The sequence below is a fragment of the Desulfosoma sp. genome (genome assembly GCF_052743555.1).
Map to the genome: position 1 here is coordinate 17,249 of NZ_JBRAHS010000014.1, position 17,355 is coordinate 34,603.

General features: G+C 55.7%; 10 protein-coding genes and 1 riboswitch. Of the genes, 3 read left to right on the forward strand and 7 right to left on the reverse strand.

Translation table 11 applies throughout. The features are described 5' to 3' along the window. Window positions 1-6: 6 nt before the first annotated feature. Window positions 7-810 carry an ABC transporter substrate-binding protein gene (locus ACUVSA_RS10290; RefSeq protein ID WP_445891014.1) on the reverse strand — a complete coding sequence of 268 codons (804 nt, stop codon included), beginning with the start codon at window positions 808-810 and terminating at the stop codon, window positions 7-9. 143 nt (window positions 811-953) lie between these two features. Further along, window positions 954-2,024, reverse strand: coding sequence for an NAD(P)-dependent oxidoreductase (locus ACUVSA_RS10295; protein ID WP_445894736.1), 1,071 nt, complete (start codon window positions 2,022-2,024; stop codon window positions 954-956). 711 nt (window positions 2,025-2,735) lie between these two features. On the opposite strand from ACUVSA_RS10295, the gene ACUVSA_RS10300 reads away from it, so the two are divergent. After that, a complete protein-coding gene (locus ACUVSA_RS10300) occupies window positions 2,736-4,055 on the forward strand; it encodes an NAD(P)/FAD-dependent oxidoreductase (RefSeq protein WP_445894737.1) in 1,320 nt (439 codons plus the stop codon). A gap of 117 nt (window positions 4,056-4,172) precedes the next feature. Here ACUVSA_RS10300 and cobN read toward each other — a convergent pair whose 3' ends face one another. Both cobN and ACUVSA_RS10310 read right to left on the reverse strand, forming a co-directional pair. Further along, window positions 4,173-7,949 (reverse strand): cobaltochelatase subunit CobN, encoded by a 3,777-nt coding sequence (gene cobN, locus ACUVSA_RS10305; protein ID WP_445894738.1) that lies wholly within the window; start codon window positions 7,947-7,949, stop codon window positions 4,173-4,175. Continuing rightward, window positions 7,946-9,013, reverse strand: coding sequence for a radical SAM protein (locus ACUVSA_RS10310; protein WP_445894739.1), 1,068 nt, complete (start codon window positions 9,011-9,013; stop codon window positions 7,946-7,948). The genes cobN and ACUVSA_RS10310 overlap by 4 nt, the downstream gene beginning before the upstream one ends. A gap of 177 nt (window positions 9,014-9,190) precedes the next feature. Then, a riboswitch (cobalamin riboswitch) is annotated at window positions 9,191-9,380 on the reverse strand. A gap of 284 nt (window positions 9,381-9,664) precedes the next feature. Between ACUVSA_RS10310 and ACUVSA_RS10315 the strand changes: the two genes are divergently transcribed. Beyond that, window positions 9,665-11,923: a TonB-dependent receptor gene (locus ACUVSA_RS10315; RefSeq protein ID WP_445894740.1), complete on the forward strand. Its 2,259-nt coding sequence runs from the start codon at window positions 9,665-9,667 to the stop codon at window positions 11,921-11,923. Further along, a complete protein-coding gene (locus ACUVSA_RS10320; RefSeq protein ID WP_445894741.1) occupies window positions 11,893-12,984 on the forward strand; it encodes an ABC transporter substrate-binding protein in 1,092 nt (363 codons plus the stop codon). Before ACUVSA_RS10315 ends, ACUVSA_RS10320 begins: the two co-directional genes overlap by 31 nt. Window positions 12,985-13,316: 332 nt before the next feature. Here ACUVSA_RS10320 and ACUVSA_RS10325 read toward each other — a convergent pair whose 3' ends face one another. Genes ACUVSA_RS10325 through ACUVSA_RS10335 form a run of 3 tightly spaced genes read right to left on the reverse strand, consistent with a single transcriptional unit; the run spans window position 13,317 to window position 17,305 of the window. Next, window positions 13,317-14,366, reverse strand: coding sequence for an ATP-binding protein (locus tag ACUVSA_RS10325; RefSeq protein WP_445894742.1), 1,050 nt, complete (start codon window positions 14,364-14,366; stop codon window positions 13,317-13,319). Then, window positions 14,363-16,417, reverse strand: a complete 2,055-nt coding sequence (locus ACUVSA_RS10330) for a putative cobaltochelatase (protein WP_445894743.1) — start codon at window positions 16,415-16,417, stop codon at window positions 14,363-14,365. Before ACUVSA_RS10330 ends, ACUVSA_RS10325 begins: the two co-directional genes overlap by 4 nt. Window positions 16,418-16,429: 12 nt before the next feature. Then, window positions 16,430-17,305, reverse strand: a complete 876-nt coding sequence (locus ACUVSA_RS10335) for a nucleoside recognition protein (protein WP_445894744.1) — start codon at window positions 17,303-17,305, stop codon at window positions 16,430-16,432. Window positions 17,306-17,355: the final 50 nt, after the last annotated feature.

Here is a 17,355-nt window from a genome sequence, read left to right on the forward strand (position 1 = left end):
AAGGTCTCAGTGGTCCTTTTTCCAGTCCAGCGACTTCACCCAGTAGTGGATGTTCTGATCGTAACGGCCGTCTTCGCGTATCCACTGAAAGAACAAGTTGATCCACTGCAAAAGATGTGTGTCTTCCGGACGCACCGCAAAGGCCAATGGCTCCTTGGAGAGGCGAATGGGCAGAATCTCGATACTGTCCGGGGGAAATTCCTGCATCTGGCCCACCACAGCGGTTTCATCGTTCACGCCGATGTCCGCGTGTCCTGCCAGCACGGCGTTGATGAGCAACGGACCGCCGCCCTTATAGGATTTGATGTTGGCCTTGGGAAAGAAACGCGTGGCTTCCGCTTCTCCGGTGCTTCCCAAGAGCACGGCAATCGTCACGTTTTCCTTGTTGCAATCTTCGATGGTCTTAAAAGTGCTGCCCTTTTTGGCGAAGACCACAGCCCCTGTGTAGTAAAAGGGATCGGTAAAGGACACTTTAAGGGCGCGCTTCAGGGTCGCCGTCATATCGGCGGCCAGAAGGTCGGCTTTCTTGGAAAGAAGCGCGGGAATCAGGCCGTCCCAGTCGTAGTCCAAGAAGGTGACCTTGACACCCATTTCTTGGGCCATGAGCTTACAAAATTCCACGGAGCTTCCGGTGCGCACACCGTTTTTGTCCACGAAACTAAACGGCGGACCCTGGGTCTGCACCGCCACGCGAAGCTCACCGCGCTGTATGATTTCCTGAAGAGTGTCAGCCGTTGCCGAAGCATGCAGCCCCAGCACAACAGCCGCCGCCATGCCCAAAGACCACAGCCGTCTCCCCCAACTTTTCATGATCGCCTGCTTATTGGGGTTTCCAGTTAGGACGCCGCCAGCGTGCCAACGCCGGCACTTATCGGCTAAATCATCAAAGACTTAGGGTCAATGCGGCCTCTGCCGCTCATGGCGTCGGGAGGATGAGTGAAGCCCTCAGTGCGTCACGGTGACGGCCACAACCGCCGAAGCGCCTCGGCGGGGGGCATCCAGGGGCGCTGCTGGAATTGTCCCGCTTGGTGCCAGGTGAGGGTTCCAAGGGCGGCCGTCAAGCCTTCCAGCAAAGCCGGACATAGATGCAGCGTACCAGGGATACCATGATCGGCCAGGACCTTCAAGTACGGAAAGACTTCCAAGGCCAGAGCACGGGACGCCGTGTGGGCGACCGCTGCCGGAATATTGGTGACCGCGTAATGGAGGACGCCGTCCACAGTCCACACGGGATCTGCATGGGTGGTGTAGCGATCGATGGTTTCCACGGCTCCACAAAGGTTGGCGGTGACATCCACGATGATGCTGCCCTTTTTCATGCGCCGCACCAGGTTCCGGTCGATCAGATGACAGTCGCTATGCGGCGGCACGGTGGCGGTGTTCACCACCATGTCCGCCGCTTGGACGTAGGGTGCCGGATCCACCGCATGGACATTGTGCAGATACACGTTTTTGGGAGCAGTTTCCGCAAAGGAACGGATCCTGTCTTGCTGGATCTCAAACACATGCACGTGGCACTCCAGGGCTGCGGCCACTCGAGCGGCCTGACGGCCGGCCTCACCCGCTCCAAGGACCACGACGACCGGTGCTTCCAGTCCGGGATAGGCCACGAGGCTTTTCCCGACACCGCCCCGATGTGTCCACAGAAAGGTCATGCCTTGAAGCACCGCCTGCTGCCCGGCGATGACGCTCATGGGACGAAGCAGTGGAAAGGACCCGTCGGCTTCCCGCACGTTTTCAAAGGCAATGGCCGTAAGGCGTTTTTCCAAAAGCATGTCCACGAGCCGAGGCCGCGTCTCGCTGTGAAGGTAACAAAAAAGGATCTGGCCCGATCGAAAGATGCCGAATTCTTCTTCCAGCGGCTCCTTGACCTTGACCACGAGATCCGCCGCGTCGCTCACCTTTTCGGCCGAAGCCGCCACGGAAGCGCCGGCCTTTTGGTATTCCTCATCGGAAAACCCGGCCCCGACCCCCGCCCCGCTCTGCATGGTCACGGCGTGCCCGGCCCGGACCAGTTCCGCCACATTGGCTGGACAACGCCACCCGGTATTCTTGTGGTTTGATTTCTTTCATAATCCCCACATGCATGACGTCCATCCTCCTTGACTTTCACATATAGCACAGTTTTTTCGAGCTTGTTGGAGAACTCATTTTTGACCGCAATCGACTCGCAATTCCAATGAGTTACAAGGCTGCATCGGCTTAAAGTTGGAATTCTCGCACAGGATCCTTGGAGCCTGTGCGAAAGTGTCTTATGGGGCAGCGGTGCAGGGCAGCGATGCTTGTTGTTGGAGCAGCGAGAGTCGCGACTGCCGACCTAGTGCGGGTTCCTTGGGCATCTGGTGGCAGGTGATAATGGCGATTTACGGCGCTGTTGCAGAACAGCCCGAAAACGGCTCCGAAAAGGCATTCTCAGACAACCTTCGGGGCTTGGTTTAGCCGTGTCCTCTCGACTTGAGGCTGTCGGAGCGCCGCAAGTCGCGGCAAGGCATCGCGGCTTGGGCCGCTCCTACCGAAGGTGTTCAGGCACATGCTCCTGGGTGACCTGTAAATGGCTTGCCCTGCCGGTTGTTTCGTTTGGCGCGGACTTCCTCGGCGCCAAACGAGGCCGTGAGCATGACCTCGGCCCATGGGGACGGTATCGACATGTGCCCATGAAGCTGGCAGTATATTTTAGGAACTTTAGCGCGGAGGCATGCGGCACAAGGCACGCCGGCGTGAGGAGGGACAAGACGATGGAGACGCACAAACCGGATGTGGTCATTGTGGGAGGCGGCGTAATTGGGCTCATGAGCGCCTATGAGCTGACGCGCGCCGGAGCGGCGGTGAGCGTTCTGGAAAAGGGACGGTTGCCCACGGGAAGTTCTTATGGCAACGCGGGTCTCATCGTGCCGAGCCATCTGCAGCCTTTGTGTTCTGCGGCCAATGTGAAAGAAGGTCTGCGCCATCTCCTCAACCCGACGGGCCCCTTTTCCATCGGGTTCTCGCCGGATCCCCAACGCTTGGTCTGGTTGGGACGTTTTGTGCGCCACAGCACCGCGGCCCATGGGCGCTACGCCGTTGGGATTTACAGGGCATTGGCGGACCGAAGCTTGGAACTTCACGACGCCTTGGCCCGAGTCGCCGATTCGGCTTACGAATACGCTCGGGACGGCCTTTTGTGCCTCTATGAAACCCACAAGGCCTTGAAGGCGGCGGCGATGGATGCGGAAGAACTGTCGCGGGTCGGCCGACCGGCTCAGGTTCTGAATGCGCGAGAGGTTCGAGAATGGGTGCCCGCCGTCGGGTCTTCCATTATCGGCGGCGTGCTGCAAAAGCCCGACGGACGGCTCAACCCCATGGCTTTCATCACATGGCTGGCGTCCCAAGTGCGTCAGTCCGGTGGGCGCATCTTGGAAGAGACGGAAGTGTACGGTGCTTCTTGGGCAGGCCATGCTGTTACGGCCCTTAAGACCACAAAGGGGTCCGTGAAAGCCGATCAATTTGTGTTGGCTGCAGGGGCCTGGACAGGGCGTCTGGCCGCCATGCTTGGGTGCCGCTTGCCCGTGGAAGCGGCCAAAGGATTCAGCATCACTTATGAAAAACCCGCCGAGACGCCTTCCCTGCCCTTGCTTTTGGAAGAAGCGCGCGTGGCCGTGACCCCCTTTGCCGATGCTCTTCGGCTTGCGGGTGTTTTGGAACTGTGCGGCCTGGACGATCGGCTGTCCGCTCGACGCATCGACGCCATGGAGCGTGACCTTATGAGAATCTTGCCGGGCCTGGGATCGCTTCACGTGAAAGAAATCTGGCGCGGCTTTCGTCCGTGCACTCCCGACGGCTTGCCTTGCATCGGCCGTCTGCACCGACCTCACAACGTGGTGGTGGCCGCCGGGCATGCCACCAAAGGCATCTTTCTCGCTCCAGTTACCGGGAGCATGGTCGCTTCTGTGCTCTCGGGTGACGGCGCGTATCGCAACCTGCTCACCGCCCTGAATCCCCACAGGTCACAATGGGCCCCATCAGCACGACGGAATCTCGAGGCCCAGGCTCTTTCCGCGGCAGGGCCCTGCCCTTAAAGGCGGCCTCCACAGCGTTTTCGATGAGGCGGATGGCGTCCGCCGAAGAGGTTTTTTTGAGCTTTGACCTCTTTTGCAGCAGAATTTGTGGATCGAGAGTTCAGGGAAAGCTTTCCGCTACGGCTCGGCTGTGGTTTCTTCGATGAGTGCTTCCGTTTCCAAGTAGGCTTCCTGCAATTGCTCGACCAGCTCAGGTGGAGCGTGCCACAGCCCTCGCTCTACGGCCTCCAGTAGTTTGTCCAAAATATTTTGCAACGCATAAGGGTTAACCTCTTTGAGCCATCGTTGCATCTCGGGATCCAGAGCGTACTTTGCCGCAAACCGTTCATACATATAGTCGTCGATCAGCTCGGCCGTGGCATCCCAGCCCAAGAGAATATCCATCACTTTGGACAGATCCCCCGCGCCCTTGTACCCGTGGCGTTTCAAGCCTTCAATCCACTTTGGATTCAGAATGCGAGACCGAAAGATGTGCTTGGCTTCCTCGAAGGTCGTGCGCACAATCACCCGTTTTGGGTCGCTGCTGTCGCCGACCAGTGCCAAAGGGGCTGAGCCTCGAATGTTTGTCGCCGCAACAATCAGTCCACCGTAATAGTTGTAGTAGTCGGTACAGGAAAGCAAATCGTATTCGCGTGAGTCCTCGTTTTTCACCGTCACGTCCATTCGGCTCAAAAGGCGCTTGAAAATGGATGCCTTGGCCGCACCATAGCTTCCCGTACCGTAGGCATGAGCGGAGTATCGTATGTAATTTTCGGCGAGATCCTGCCGGGTGTTCCATGTTTTGGATTCGATCAATTCGGCGACGCCGGCGCCGTAGGTGCCCGGGGGGCAGCCAAAGACACGAAAAGTGGACTCCCTCCAGGCCTCATTGTGGCTCTTGCCTTCTTGCTCGTATTGTTCCACATCACGCCACACATGGCGCAGAATAAAATTGGAATCCGGATTTTCTTTTAATGATGCCACCATGTGCACGGCTTGATCCATAAGTTCGATCAGGTTTGGAAAACAATCCCTGAAAAATCCGGAGATGCGCACGACAACGTCGATTCGGGGCCGTCTAAGTTCTTCAAGAGGAATGACTTCGACGCCCTCAACGTTGCCGCTGCCTTTGTGCCACACCGGCCGCACCCCCATGAGGTACAGAATTTCCGCAAGATCATCACCTTTGGTGCGCATGGTGGATCCGCCCCACAAAATGATGCCCACACTTTCCGGATAGGCGCCCGTTTCCCTGAGGCATCGTTGGATGAGCGCATCGCCTAGCCTTTTGCCTGTTTCCCAGGCTGCCGGACTGGGAATTTTTTGGGGGTCCACAGAGTAAAAATTGCGGCCTGTCGGCAGAATCTCCGCTTGACCGCGGGTTGGAGCCCCCGACGGTCCGGGACGCAGAAATCCGCCCTCCAGGGCCTTTACGATGGACTCGATTTCGGCTGTCGTTTCGCGAATTCGAGGCACCAGGTCTTTGGCGATGTATTCCAGAACGGCTTCCAACTGGTTATGGGAACGTCCAAGGACAGCCATGGCCACGTCCCTGGGATCGGCATGAAAATCGGCTGCGGCCATGCGGCGCACCAACTCCACACACAGCTCATGAATCTGCCGAATGATCTGCCCACCGGTTCGCCCTCCAAAATGAGAAAGACATTGTCCTTTGTGCGTGGCCAGCTCGTCGTAGTGAAAACCCAAAACAGCAGCGACAGCCTCCCTAAGGGACGGCACGTGACCGTTGGGCAGCCGGGTGAGCTGCACCAAGAACTCCACCAACTGTTCCCCTTGCGGAGCTAATCCTAGCGTATGAAGGCCGTCGGTGATCATAGTGTCTGCGACTTCGGCCAAGTAAGCGTGAAGATGTTGAAGAAACGCGGGGAAATCGGCCTGAGCTTTGGCAAGCTCGATATTCAGATCCTTGTCTAAATCCGCTTCCTTGACAGCCTCCAAAATCTGGCTGCGTAGAATCTCCAGTTTACTCGGATCTTCACGCTCGGCCTCGGCGTAGTCCCTGAGTAAATTGTCCAGCTTGGCCAAATCTTCATACAAGTCGGCATTGGTGAAAGCCGGAGGCAAATGGTCGACGATGCCGCAATAGCTGCGCCTTTTGGCCTGAGTTCCCTCACTGGGATCATTGATGATATAGGGGTAAATGTTGGGCAGATCCATAATAGCCAAATCTGGGTAACATTCTTGGGACAAACCGAGGGCTTTTCCAGGCAGCCATTCCAAAGAGCCGTGTTTGCCCACGTGAATGACCGCGTGCGCTTTAAAAACTTCCTTTATCCAGCGGTATTTCATTAAGTACAGGTGCGGCGGCGACAGGTGTGGGTCGTGAATGATGGCGGAGGTATTTTCGTAAAAACCCCGAGGCGGTTGCATGGTGATGAAAAAATTGCCGTTGATGGTGCCGGCAAAATGCAGCCGCCCATTGTGCACGAAGAGATCTCCAGGCACGGGTCCCCAATCGGCGGTCATTTTTTGGGAAACCTTTTTCGGCAGTGCCGCATGCCAGGCCTGGTAATGTTCAGGATCGGCATGGATTTGCGCACGCTCTGCCAGTTGATCCGGTCCTTGCCAACGCCGATCGTAGGTCATTCGGGCCAAAAGCTCTTCCGCCATGGCTTGGCCGCTCTCATAGGTTTTTTCCACCTGATAACCGCGTTCGACCAATCGGTCCAATAGGTGTTTGACACTGGCGAAACTGTCCAACCCGGCGGCGACACCAATGCGATCGTTGCGTGGCGGGTATTGATGAAAGATGATGGCCACTTTCTTTTCTCTATTGGGTGTGCGCCGCAATCGCGCCCAGTTCAAAGCCAAGGAAATCAACCTCTTCACTCGATCTGGAATAGGAACGAGCTTGGCCAATAAAGCTCCTGTGACGGGATCGTGTTCGTTTTCTTCACGGCTGGCGATGGGCACATTGATCAGAGCGCCGTCAAATTCCGGCTGGGCGGCGGAATAAGAAACCTCCATCGTGGAAAGACCCTGTGGGCTCTCGTGCCACCGAGCATAGGGGGTGTACATGGTGATGGCCTGAAGAAAAGGCACATTCAATCGAGGCAGAATATCGCGATAATCCTTTTGAGCCATGACCAGGGAAAACATCATTGGGTTCAGCAGCACATCGATGCGAGAACGGCGGCCATCCATGAAGTAGCGGGCCACAAGGTCATGCACGCTCATATTTTTCAGGGTTTTATTGGGATAGCGAACGTGAAAGAGGGCCAGAACATTGGCGCCTTGGTGTTCCGCTTCTCTAATGAGCGCGTCGATGTAAGTCAGGTCGCCATTCACCCAATAGGTCTGGTAAAACCAGATACCTAAAGTAGGCTTTCGAGGATCAATTTTCCTGGACACATATTCTTCCAAAGAAGGGATGTAGGGAAAGTCGGGATGATAAATGCCTTCTGATGGGATTTTCCGTGGAGGGAGGACCGACGATTCGGTTCCATTAATGACGTCGTGAATGAAATGAAGCAAGTGTAAAAAGTTTTCCACTCCTCCAAAAAGAATATAATTATTGATGGTGTTCCAGACGCCGTTTTCAAGCCCATCGGCATGTTCGTGCGCAAGGAGGACCGCTTCTTCATCCCCGCCCATAGGCTGAATGTGTAAATAAGGCCTAGTCAAGCCCTGAGCTCGGCGCTCTTGCATGGCCTCGAGAAGAGACGCCAACGCCGGGCACGAGTTTTTTCCTCCATGCAGGGTGATGAGAACCATGTGGGCTTTTAAAGCCTCTTGCACGAAGGCTTCAATGCGAGCGTTGTCAAAAAGTTGGCTTCGCGTGCGGGCTGTCACGGACACCAAGCCGCCTTGAGCTAGATAGCGCGTCACGGCACGGCTCAAACTGGGAATTTCCCCGGCGGTGGCGCTAAAATACACTATTTTCAAGGCACTCATTTCTCTCCTCCTTTCCCCCTTTGCGCCTTAGAGCCATCCGGAATGCCGTTTGGCTTCTCCCATAGTTCCCAAAGCGTTTGATACATGGTGCACACCAGCGACGCATGGTGGGCTGTGTTATAGATCAATCGACTGGGACATTCCCCGGGGCAAAACCGCCGAATGTGACACGTGGCACAATCGGCCCCCCGGGGCTGAGCAAGGCCGCAGAGGCGCCGCAAACGCGTGGTGTCGGGGTGCCACACGGTGCCGCAAGCCCAATCCTTTTCGCCGCATGTTTGGCCGCAGGGAAAGACGGATCCGTCTGGTCGCACGGCAAGACTTTCTCCTTTGGCTGCTGGGCAAAACACGGATGTGCTGGACGATGCCTTTGCCCGTCGGAGTCTGTCCAGTTCTCGAAGTCGCAAGGGTTGATGGCGATGCTGGTTTACAAAGAGGACGCTTCGATAAAACCTTTGCAGACCGACACGCAGGCTGTGGTGCTTAGGCGGCGCCACATGGCCTTGAAGGGCATGCCCTTTGACGGTGAGCAGATCCAGGGCGATTCCCTGGCACCACCGAAACGTCCCCACAAAAAGGGGCAACAAATCCAGGGTGCCTATAGAGGCTTCACTGACCACAGCCGTGATGCGAAAAGGAACTCCCGCCGCTTCTAAACGTCGGATTCCAGCGACCGTCTTCGCCGCACCGCCCCGAAGATTTTCTTGTATCGGCGGTGGGCCGTCCAAACTAATGCCCACTTGAATCGCATAGCGTCGAAAAAGATGGATTAACTCCGAAGTAAGTCGAGTCCCGTTGGTTTGAACGGCCAATGTGGCCGGAAGCCTTCTCCGCTGCAGCGCTTCAGCGGTATACGCAATCAAATCCGGCTCCAGCGTGGGCTCGCCGCCGCTGATCTGAACATGAAAAAAACGACCGGAGCGTGCGGCCAATGTCAGAGCCTGATCCACCACCTCGCGGCTCATGGCCTTGGGCGCCCCTTGGTTAGGGCGGTAACAGTAGGCGCACCGAAGGTTGCAGCCCTCGGTCAGCCAAAGGATGAGGTATCGAACCGTAGGAAACATCAAGCGCCTTTAGGCAAGTGTGCAGCCACCATCTCCTCACGCAGCTCCATGGACAAAAAAAAATCCTTGGACCTTGAAAAGGACCCAAGGATTGCACCCATTTTTCTTCATCCATTGGCATACGGGAAAAAGAGGTGCGTTTCCCCATGACAGCCATCACCCAGTCGCCGCCGAGGCGACAGCTTTCGACCACAGGCAGGTCTTCTGACTTCCGGATCCTTCTACTCCCTGCACCTTCCCGGCGTTTCGTGAAACACCAGTGGCTGTTTGATCAGGTTTCGTCCCCGGTTACAGCGGCGGGACCGCGCCGGATTTGCACCGGCTTCCCTTTTGGGCCCTTCAAGGCACCTGTGGTAGCCTCTTTATGCCCATTGGCCTCAACGGAGTCAAGCCGAAATGACTCTCCCACAAAAGCCTCTCAGTGTTTGCAATCCTATGCGCTGGGCAAAAATGCCTGCGATGGAACAGGGTGACTTAGGTGGTCCGACTGGGTTGACAACCTGCGACCGGATTGTGTACATTAACATTAAAGGCATTTCAAAACCACCTCGTGGACGCTCATTGTGGTCGCGAAGGCCACAGCGCGAAGGGCATCTTCGTGCAGTGGCCTTTTTCATTTTTTTTTCGAAGGGTACGAGAGGGAGGCGTCTCATGATGGGGCTGACAAAAGGTTTTGTTTTGGCGGTCATGATCCTGGCTGGCGGTTTTCTGGGCTTAGGTGCCTCACGCCTCTGGGCTCTTGAAGAACCTAGTTGGAACGTACTTGAGGAGGTCGTTGTCACGGCAACGCGGACAGAAAAAGCGACCGCTGAGGTTCCAGCGTCGGCTTCGGTCGTCACGGCTCAGGAGATCGAAGCAAAGGGATCCAAAACCTTCGACCAAACCCTGAGTCATTTACCTGGAGTTTATGTGCGACGGGGCAAGGGTTTGATGGATACCCTTTCTTCCATCAGTCTGCGCGGCATTCCTGACCCAAAGCGAACTCTGGTGCTTGTGGACGGTATTGCCCTCAACAATCCGTACACCGGCAACGTGAAATTCGGCGGATTTTACCCGGAAGAATTGGAACGCGTCGAAGTGGTTCGAGGTCCTTTTTCCAGTTTGTATGGCGGGTATGCCATGGGCGGCGTGGTCAATTTCATAACTAGGATGCCCGAGAAGCGGGAAATATGGGTGAAAGCAGGCTATGGAAACGGTTTTCAAGGGGGAGAGGCCATGGAAGACCTTTCCAGGCTGTACCTATCATACGGCGATAAGCTGTGGGACAAATTCAGCTTCATCCTCAGTTACGGTAGGCAGGACACCAACGGCTATCCGACGGATCTTAATCTCACGTCCAAAGCCCCGCCTGCGTCGGTGTCCGGTTGGAAGGAAACCACAGACAGGTACGACAAGAAAGCCTACCTGGTGGGCGATAAAGGAGACAATACATGGTGGGATGACGGTTTTACGGCCAAAGCGGCTTACTTTTTGACACCGAAAACACAATTGGGCATGACATTCATGTACAACCGGTATGAATACGACTACGATGATCCTCATACCTTCCTTCGCGATGAGTCAGGAAATCCTGTCTGGTCCTATAAGGGTTTATCTGAATCCGGGTTTCTTCCTGGAGGCGGGGGGCGTGCTCAAGGACTCTATAGCGTCGACTTTGAGACCCAAGACTTCATGGATCTGAAGATCACGGGTAAAGTAGCGTACTTGAAGGTGTATGAAGACTGGTACGTGACGACCATTTCAGGAGCCACACGCTTTGGCGGTCCTGGATACGTCAGCAATACGCCTCAGGAATCACTCACCCAAGAACTTCAGCTCACCGTTCCCCTTAATTCCATCGCGGGCGGCTCCTTTTGGGGTCGTCATACTGTAACCTTGGGCGAGACCTTCAAGACCGGAAAGTCCAACACCAAAGAAAAAAACCTGACGGATTGGCGTGACGAAGATTCCACCACAAATCTTCGCTACCAATCCGAAGGAAAAGATCGTTTCTGGGGTTTGTATGTTCAAGATGAGATATCCATTCTCGAGAACGTGACCGCCTATCTGGGCCTCCGCCAGGATTGGTGGAAAACCTTTGACGGTTTCGTGGTCGACTACGACACCAATAAATGGACTCCAAAGCCGGGTTACCCCAAAGCCTATCGTGAACGCTCCCATTCGTCCCTAAGTCCAAAAGCCGCCCTCGTCTATAAACCGACAGACGGCACGACCCTTCGCACTTCCGTGGGCAAAGCCTTTCGACCGCCCACACCCTACGAGCTTTACCGCACATGGACCTCCTCATCGGGTGTCACCTACGCGGGAAACCCCTCATTAAAGCCGGAAACAACGGTTTCCTGGGATTTGTCCATTGAACAGAGACTCTGGAAAAACGCCAAAGGCTCTGTCACCTATTTTGAGAACTACATGAAAGATTTCATCTACCGACAGACGGTGAGCTCGACCTACCAAGAACTTGCCAATGTCGGTAAAGCCGAATCTCGTGGAGTCGAAGCGGGGCTTGAACAGCGTCTTTTTGAATGGCTCACGTTCTTTGGCAACGTGACCTATACGGATTCTGAGGTGACCCAGAACAAAGCCAAACCGGCAACCGAAGGCAAGCGCCTCACCCAAATGCCGCTCTGGATGACCAATTTGGGAGCTCGCGTCGCTAAAGGTCCTTTGACTTTCTCCATTGAAGAGCATTATGTAGGAAAACGTTACAATGATGATACCAATGCCGATCGCAAAGACAACGTGTACGGCTCCTACGATCCCTACTGGATCACCAATGTGGCCGTTTCATACCAGGTGAAACCTTGGGCCAAAGTGTCCCTGTTGGTGGACAACCTCTTTGATGAAGACTATTACAGCTATTACAAGGCGCCAGGCCGTTCGTGGTTCGCAGAGTTGTCTGTAAAATTTTAGTGATTTTTTCGGAAAGGTTTTCTGTGCTTTGGGCGTGTCGAAGTCAAAACATTTTTCTCGTCTTGTGGGCCGCAGCCTGGCTGTTGAGCCCCGGCATAGGGCACGGGCAGCAGAGTTTTTTAACGTATACAGATAAATTCCAGCGAACAGTGAAAATCCACGTTCCTGTCTCCCGAGCTGTCTTGACCGTTACGTACGAGCTCATTCCGGTTTTGAGGCTCTGGGACCGGATTGTCGGTGTGTCTCGTTGGGCGGAGCAAGAATGCGAAGTCTACCGCGCCCTCGTGGAAAACCATCCGGAATGGCGGCGCCCGCACGTGGGGACGGCCGCCGACATGAATGTGGAAACCATGTTGGCGCTACGCCCCGATCTCGTCGTGACCTGGGCCACGCAAATCAAGGGCATTGATTTTCTCGAGAAAAAGGGCATTCCCATCATTGCCGTTTATCCGGACAGCCTCGAGGAACTTTTCGAAATGATTCGCCTTCACGGTAGGCTTTTCGGTGTCGAGCAAAGGGCTGCTGAGGTTCTCTCGGGGATGGAGCGTTTGTTGCGTCGGGTGCGGGAGCGGACGGACCGCATTCCGCCCGGCGCCAGGCGTAAAGTCGTCTATGTGTATGGAAATCCCACGACGGTCGTGGGCGGCCTGGGCCTTATGAACGAGGTCATCGCCTTGATAGGGGCTGATAACCCTGCGTCGTCCCTAAAACAAAGGACCGTCGATGTGCCTCTCGAACGTATCCTTGGCTGGAAACCCGATGTGGTTTTTATTTGGGGTCATGCCAGATATGGAGAGGAGGAGATTCTCGGCAGTCCCTTATGGCAGCATGTGGAGGCGGTGCGTCAAAACCGCGTCTACAAGCTTCCCAAATGGTCGGCCTGGTCTCCTCGGTTAGCGCTTGCCGCCCTTTGGATGGCCCAAAAAACCTATCCCGAGATGTTCGCCGACCTGGATCTGGACGCAGAGATCGACGCCTTCCATCAAAATTACTATGGCATTTCCTATAGGTCCTTGGGAGATCTTAATTTGAACCATCGTTTAAGCCCTGCTGAGCGGTGACGAGAAAATTTGCGGCCTCTGGCTCTTGAATCATCACCGTCGTCTCACGGCGCGCCCCGCGTGACGGCTTCTCATGAACAAAGGGTGCACGAAAATGCCTTTTGTTGGAGCGGCGCAAGCCGCGATTTATTGTTGCGCCGTGCTGTACGGGCCCTATGAATCAAGACCAAAATTCGTGTTGCCGGCCCGGCCCGGTTTGGGGTCACTATGGTGCTGTGCTCTTCCTCGCCGAGCCGAACAGCCGTGGAAACCCATTCTTGGACAGGCTTTATGGAAGGGTTTTCACGCCGGGCCGCCCGAAGAGGCACGCGCAATTCCAATGGCTGTCGTTTCTAGCCTTTGGTACCCGTAATGCCCCGCTGAACTTCTGAGCTGCTTTCCATAATGTCCATGAAAGGACGGCGGCGAAGCCGGTGAGGAAGGACGAGTTCGGCGGCTATATCCACATCCTGACGTTCCACCGACGTTCGGCCCTCATAAGCCGCATTGGTCTTGGCAGCTTTTAGCATGATGATGTCTGCCCGATGCCCGTCAACCCCCACTTCTAGACAATAGGACGCAATGTGGAACAGGATCGAGCGGTCCACAGTGACTTGAGGGTAAAGGGTCCGGGCGGTTTCGATGCGTTCCACAAGCTTTTGGGAAGCCTCTGCCCAAAGAGCGGTGAATCCATCCGGGTTTATATCAAAAGCCGCACGCCGCTCCATAATTTCCACGCGGCGTTCCACGTCGCGAAGTCCTTCCACATGGACGCACAGTCCGAAACGATCCAGGAGTTGGGGCCGAAGTTCGCCTTCTTCCGGATTCATGGTTCCAATAAGGGTGAATTGTGCAGGGTGAGAAAAGCTGACGCCTTCACGTTCGATGGTGTTGACGCCCATGGCGGCCGAATCCAGAAGGACGTCCACCACGTGATCGTCGAGAAGGTTGACTTCGTCAACGTAGAGAATGTTGCGGTGTGCCGCGGCGAGGAGGCCTGGTTCCACGCGTTTTTCGCCTTTCTTCAAAGCCTGCTCCAAATCCAGGGTTCCCACCACGCGATCTTCCGTGGCCCCTACGGGTAGTTCCACAACGCGGATTTCCCGCTGCACCGTAGGGACGGGCTCACCTGCCATCACCCGGCGGCTGCAATCCAGGCGTGGGCATTCGGGACACACCCCTTGAGGATCTCCTTGAGGGAGCTGAAAGGGACATTCGTCCACGACCTCGATTTTGGGCAGAATGTGTGCGAGCGCTCGCACAGCAGTGGATTTGCCGGTGCCTTTTTCCCCTCGGATGAGCACTCCGGACAAGGTCGGGTTGATGATATTGAGCACCAGGGCCAGTTTCATGCGTTCTTGGCCCACAATGGCCACAAAAGGGAACAACTTGGCTGAGCTCATTCCATGACCTCCTTGACAATGCGCACGAGTGTATCGGCTTTGAGATCTTCAATGCGAAAGTAAGCGGCGTTCATGACGGCGGCGAGTTTTTTTGCCAATCCGAATTGAACGATGCCCATCTTTTCCGTGTCGACGACAATGGGGTGAATGCGTCCGTCGTTAGCCAATCGTTCAGCGATAAGAAGGGCTTCTTCCACGGGTTTACGGTTTCCTAGAGGCACGTTCGCCTTGCCGTCGGTGACGAGAATGAGCAAGGGTTTAGCCGTCGGATCCCGCAGCAACACGTTTCGTGTCAACTCATAAGATTTCACAAGAGCGGCCGACAGAGGTGTGCGACCGCCGACGGGCAGGTCTCGCAAAAGCCTTGCCCCTAACTCCACCGAAGAAGTGGGCGGCAGTTTCAGTTCAGCCTCGTTTTTGCGAAAGGTGATTAACGCCACGCGATCCCTTTTCTGATAAGCGTCCACGAGCAAGGACATGAGAGCCCCTTTGGTGGCCGCCATTCTTCCGTGAGCTCCCATGGATCCGCTGGCGTCCACCACAAACACGAGGACATTGCCGATGCGTTTTTCCCGCACTTTCTGCCGAACGTCCTCCGGAGATAAATAAACCGCCAGAGGTGATGAGTCGCATAATTCAGTCCGACGTTTCACCTGATGCGGCGCGGCCGCGCGCAAGGTCGCGTCCAGGGCCACGTCCCGCCCGTCTCCTTGCTGGGTACTCTTGACATACCGCCCTTGTTTTTGTCCCGTGCGCGTTCGACTGCGACGCCCTGAGCCTCGGCGAAAGAGGCGATCCTTCGGGGCCGTAAGGGGTCTTACTCTAAAGGTGTCCCCAATTTCGAAAATGCGTTCCACAATGTTTGCAGACATCTCATTTTCATTGGGCGTCGTGGGCGTTTCTTGGGATTCCGTTTCCTGTGGTTCCTCAGCAGGGCCCTCAGGGCGTTGAGCGGAACTTTCCCTGGAATCCTCGGGAGGCTGGGGCTTCTGGTTTTCTTGCTCCTTTGGATTGCTGGGTTCGGACGACTTCTCGTCTTCTTCAGAATCCTTGGGCGGTTGAGGCGGTGGTGGCGGGGGAGGCGGCATCGCTTCTCTGCGACGGTGGAGAAAAACCATCGAAGCCACATCGCGAATGTCTTCCGCCGTCACCACAAGTCTTTTGGCAAGGGCTGCCGAAGCCTTGGCGGCCTGTTCCAGGACCAAGTCGGCCCTATGCCCCGCCACGTTCTGTTCTGAGGCCAGCTGGGCAATAAAGGAACGCAAGTGCTGAGGCAACCGCACCTTTGGAAGCAGTTCGCGGGCAGCGAGAACGCTCCATGCCAAGGCATGGTTTTCCTTTTCAAAGTCCGCGGAAAAACCTTCGGGATCCGTATCAAAGCACTCGCGCCGCACCATGAGTTCCACACGGCTTTCCAGACTTTGTTCGGCGGTGATTTCCACGCACAGTCCGAACCGATCCAGAAGTTGAGGTCGCAATTCACCCTCTTCAGGGTTCATGGTGCCGACGAGCATAAAGCGCGCAGGATGGGCAAAGGATATCCCCTCACGCTCGACACGATTCCAACCTGAAGCCGTGGCATCGAGAATAAGATCGGCGATGTAGTCGTCCAAAAGATTGATTTCGTCCACATAAAGAATGCCACGATGCGCCTTGGCCAGCACGCCGGGATGGAATTGACGCCTGCCGGTTTTGATGGCGTCCTCAAAATCTATGCCCCCCACAACACAATCTTCGGTGGCGTTGAGCGGCAAAGTCACGATGGAGATGCGACGACGCGCCACAGGCACAGGGGGCGTGAGACCTCGGCATCTTTCACACCATTCCTCTGGTCGTTCAGGGTCACAAGCGTAAGCACAATCCCGAATCACGCGAATTTCCGGCAGAACGGCGGCTAAGGCCCGCACAGCCGTGGACTTGGCTGTCCCCTTTTCGCCGCGGATGAGCACGCCTCCAATGGCCGGGTTGACAGCATTAAGAAGCAAGGCCTTTTTGAGTTTTTCCTGGCCGACGAGAGCCGTAAAGGGATACACTTTGTCAAAAACACCCATGGGCGCCTCCACTCACCAAAGGAAAAAGACAAGCACAACCAATCTCGTGGCCATAATCAAGGTGGCGCTGGTCAGAGCGCGCAGAACGCCAAGGCGCAATCCAAAGATCGCCACCCATTGTGGAAGGTAAAACCGCATATAAAGCAGGGGCAGCATAAAAACACTGCCGAAAAGAAGCGCGACGATGGCCTCACGGGGATCTACCAAATCGTTGCGCACGAGAGTCCCTAGCATGGAGGTACCTACGAGTGGAGAAATGACGTAAGTGGCAATCGAGGGCAAAACGATTGGGGACAAATCAAGCCACGCAAAGGCAGGTGACAGAAGTCGCTCCAGCCGGGCCAAAATTCCAAGGTCCATAAGCACAAAAACGCATAAGGTCACGGACAAAAAAATTGTCGCAATGCGCCCGAACCGCTTCACACATCTAGAAAGAACCCTTCGCAGGGACATGGGGCCTGGTGGTGCAGGTTGGACCGCTGCATGCCCATTATCTGAGCGTGACAGCATGAGGCGCCCACAGACGATCACAAACAGAAAGAGCACGAGAGCGCCGAGCCACAGGGTGCCGATATAGACAAGCCCGACCTGCGCACCAAGGGCGGGAAGGACCACAGGCAACTGATACGTGAAGACTTCCTTAACCGGCACGATGGCTCCATTGAGCAAGGAAGCCAAATAGGTTTGGCGATCTGTAAGAATTTTGTTTTCACGTAGGCTTTGGAGCATGGTGTTGGCCGCCGTCGGCGAAATGAGGCTTGTGATGACCGCCACCGCGCAGGTTTCAGGAAGGCGGGCGAAGCGGCTGAGCGGTTTTCCGACGGTCCCAAGGCGCCGCAACAGCCCCATTTCCCAAAGAATCTCCGAAGCGGCAAGACCAATTGCCATGATAAGAAGCACGGGAGCCGTCAAGAAAAAGGTTTTGGAAATCAGACCCG

Excerpts from the sequence above, each read along its gene's own strand:
- ACUVSA_RS10290 (WP_445891014.1), bottom strand. The coding sequence starts at position 810 with ATGAAAAGTTGGGGGAGACGGCTGTGGTCTTTGGGCATGGCGGCGGCT.
- ACUVSA_RS10300 (WP_445894737.1), top strand. The coding sequence starts at position 2,736 with ATGGAGACGCACAAACCGGATGTGGTCATTGTGGGAGGCGGCGTAATT.
- cobN (WP_445894738.1), bottom strand. The coding sequence starts at position 7,949 with ATGAGTGCCTTGAAAATAGTGTATTTTAGCGCCACCGCCGGGGAAATT.
- ACUVSA_RS10310 (WP_445894739.1), bottom strand. The coding sequence starts at position 9,013 with ATGTTTCCTACGGTTCGATACCTCATCCTTTGGCTGACCGAGGGCTGC.
- ACUVSA_RS10315 (WP_445894740.1), top strand. The coding sequence starts at position 9,665 with ATGATGGGGCTGACAAAAGGTTTTGTTTTGGCGGTCATGATCCTGGCT.
- ACUVSA_RS10325 (WP_445894742.1), bottom strand. The coding sequence starts at position 14,366 with ATGAGCTCAGCCAAGTTGTTCCCTTTTGTGGCCATTGTGGGCCAAGAA.
- ACUVSA_RS10330 (WP_445894743.1), bottom strand. The coding sequence starts at position 16,417 with ATGGGTGTTTTTGACAAAGTGTATCCCTTTACGGCTCTCGTCGGCCAG.
- ACUVSA_RS10335 (WP_445894744.1), bottom strand. The coding sequence starts at position 17,305 with ATGGCAATTGGTCTTGCCGCTTCGGAGATTCTTTGGGAAATGGGGCTG.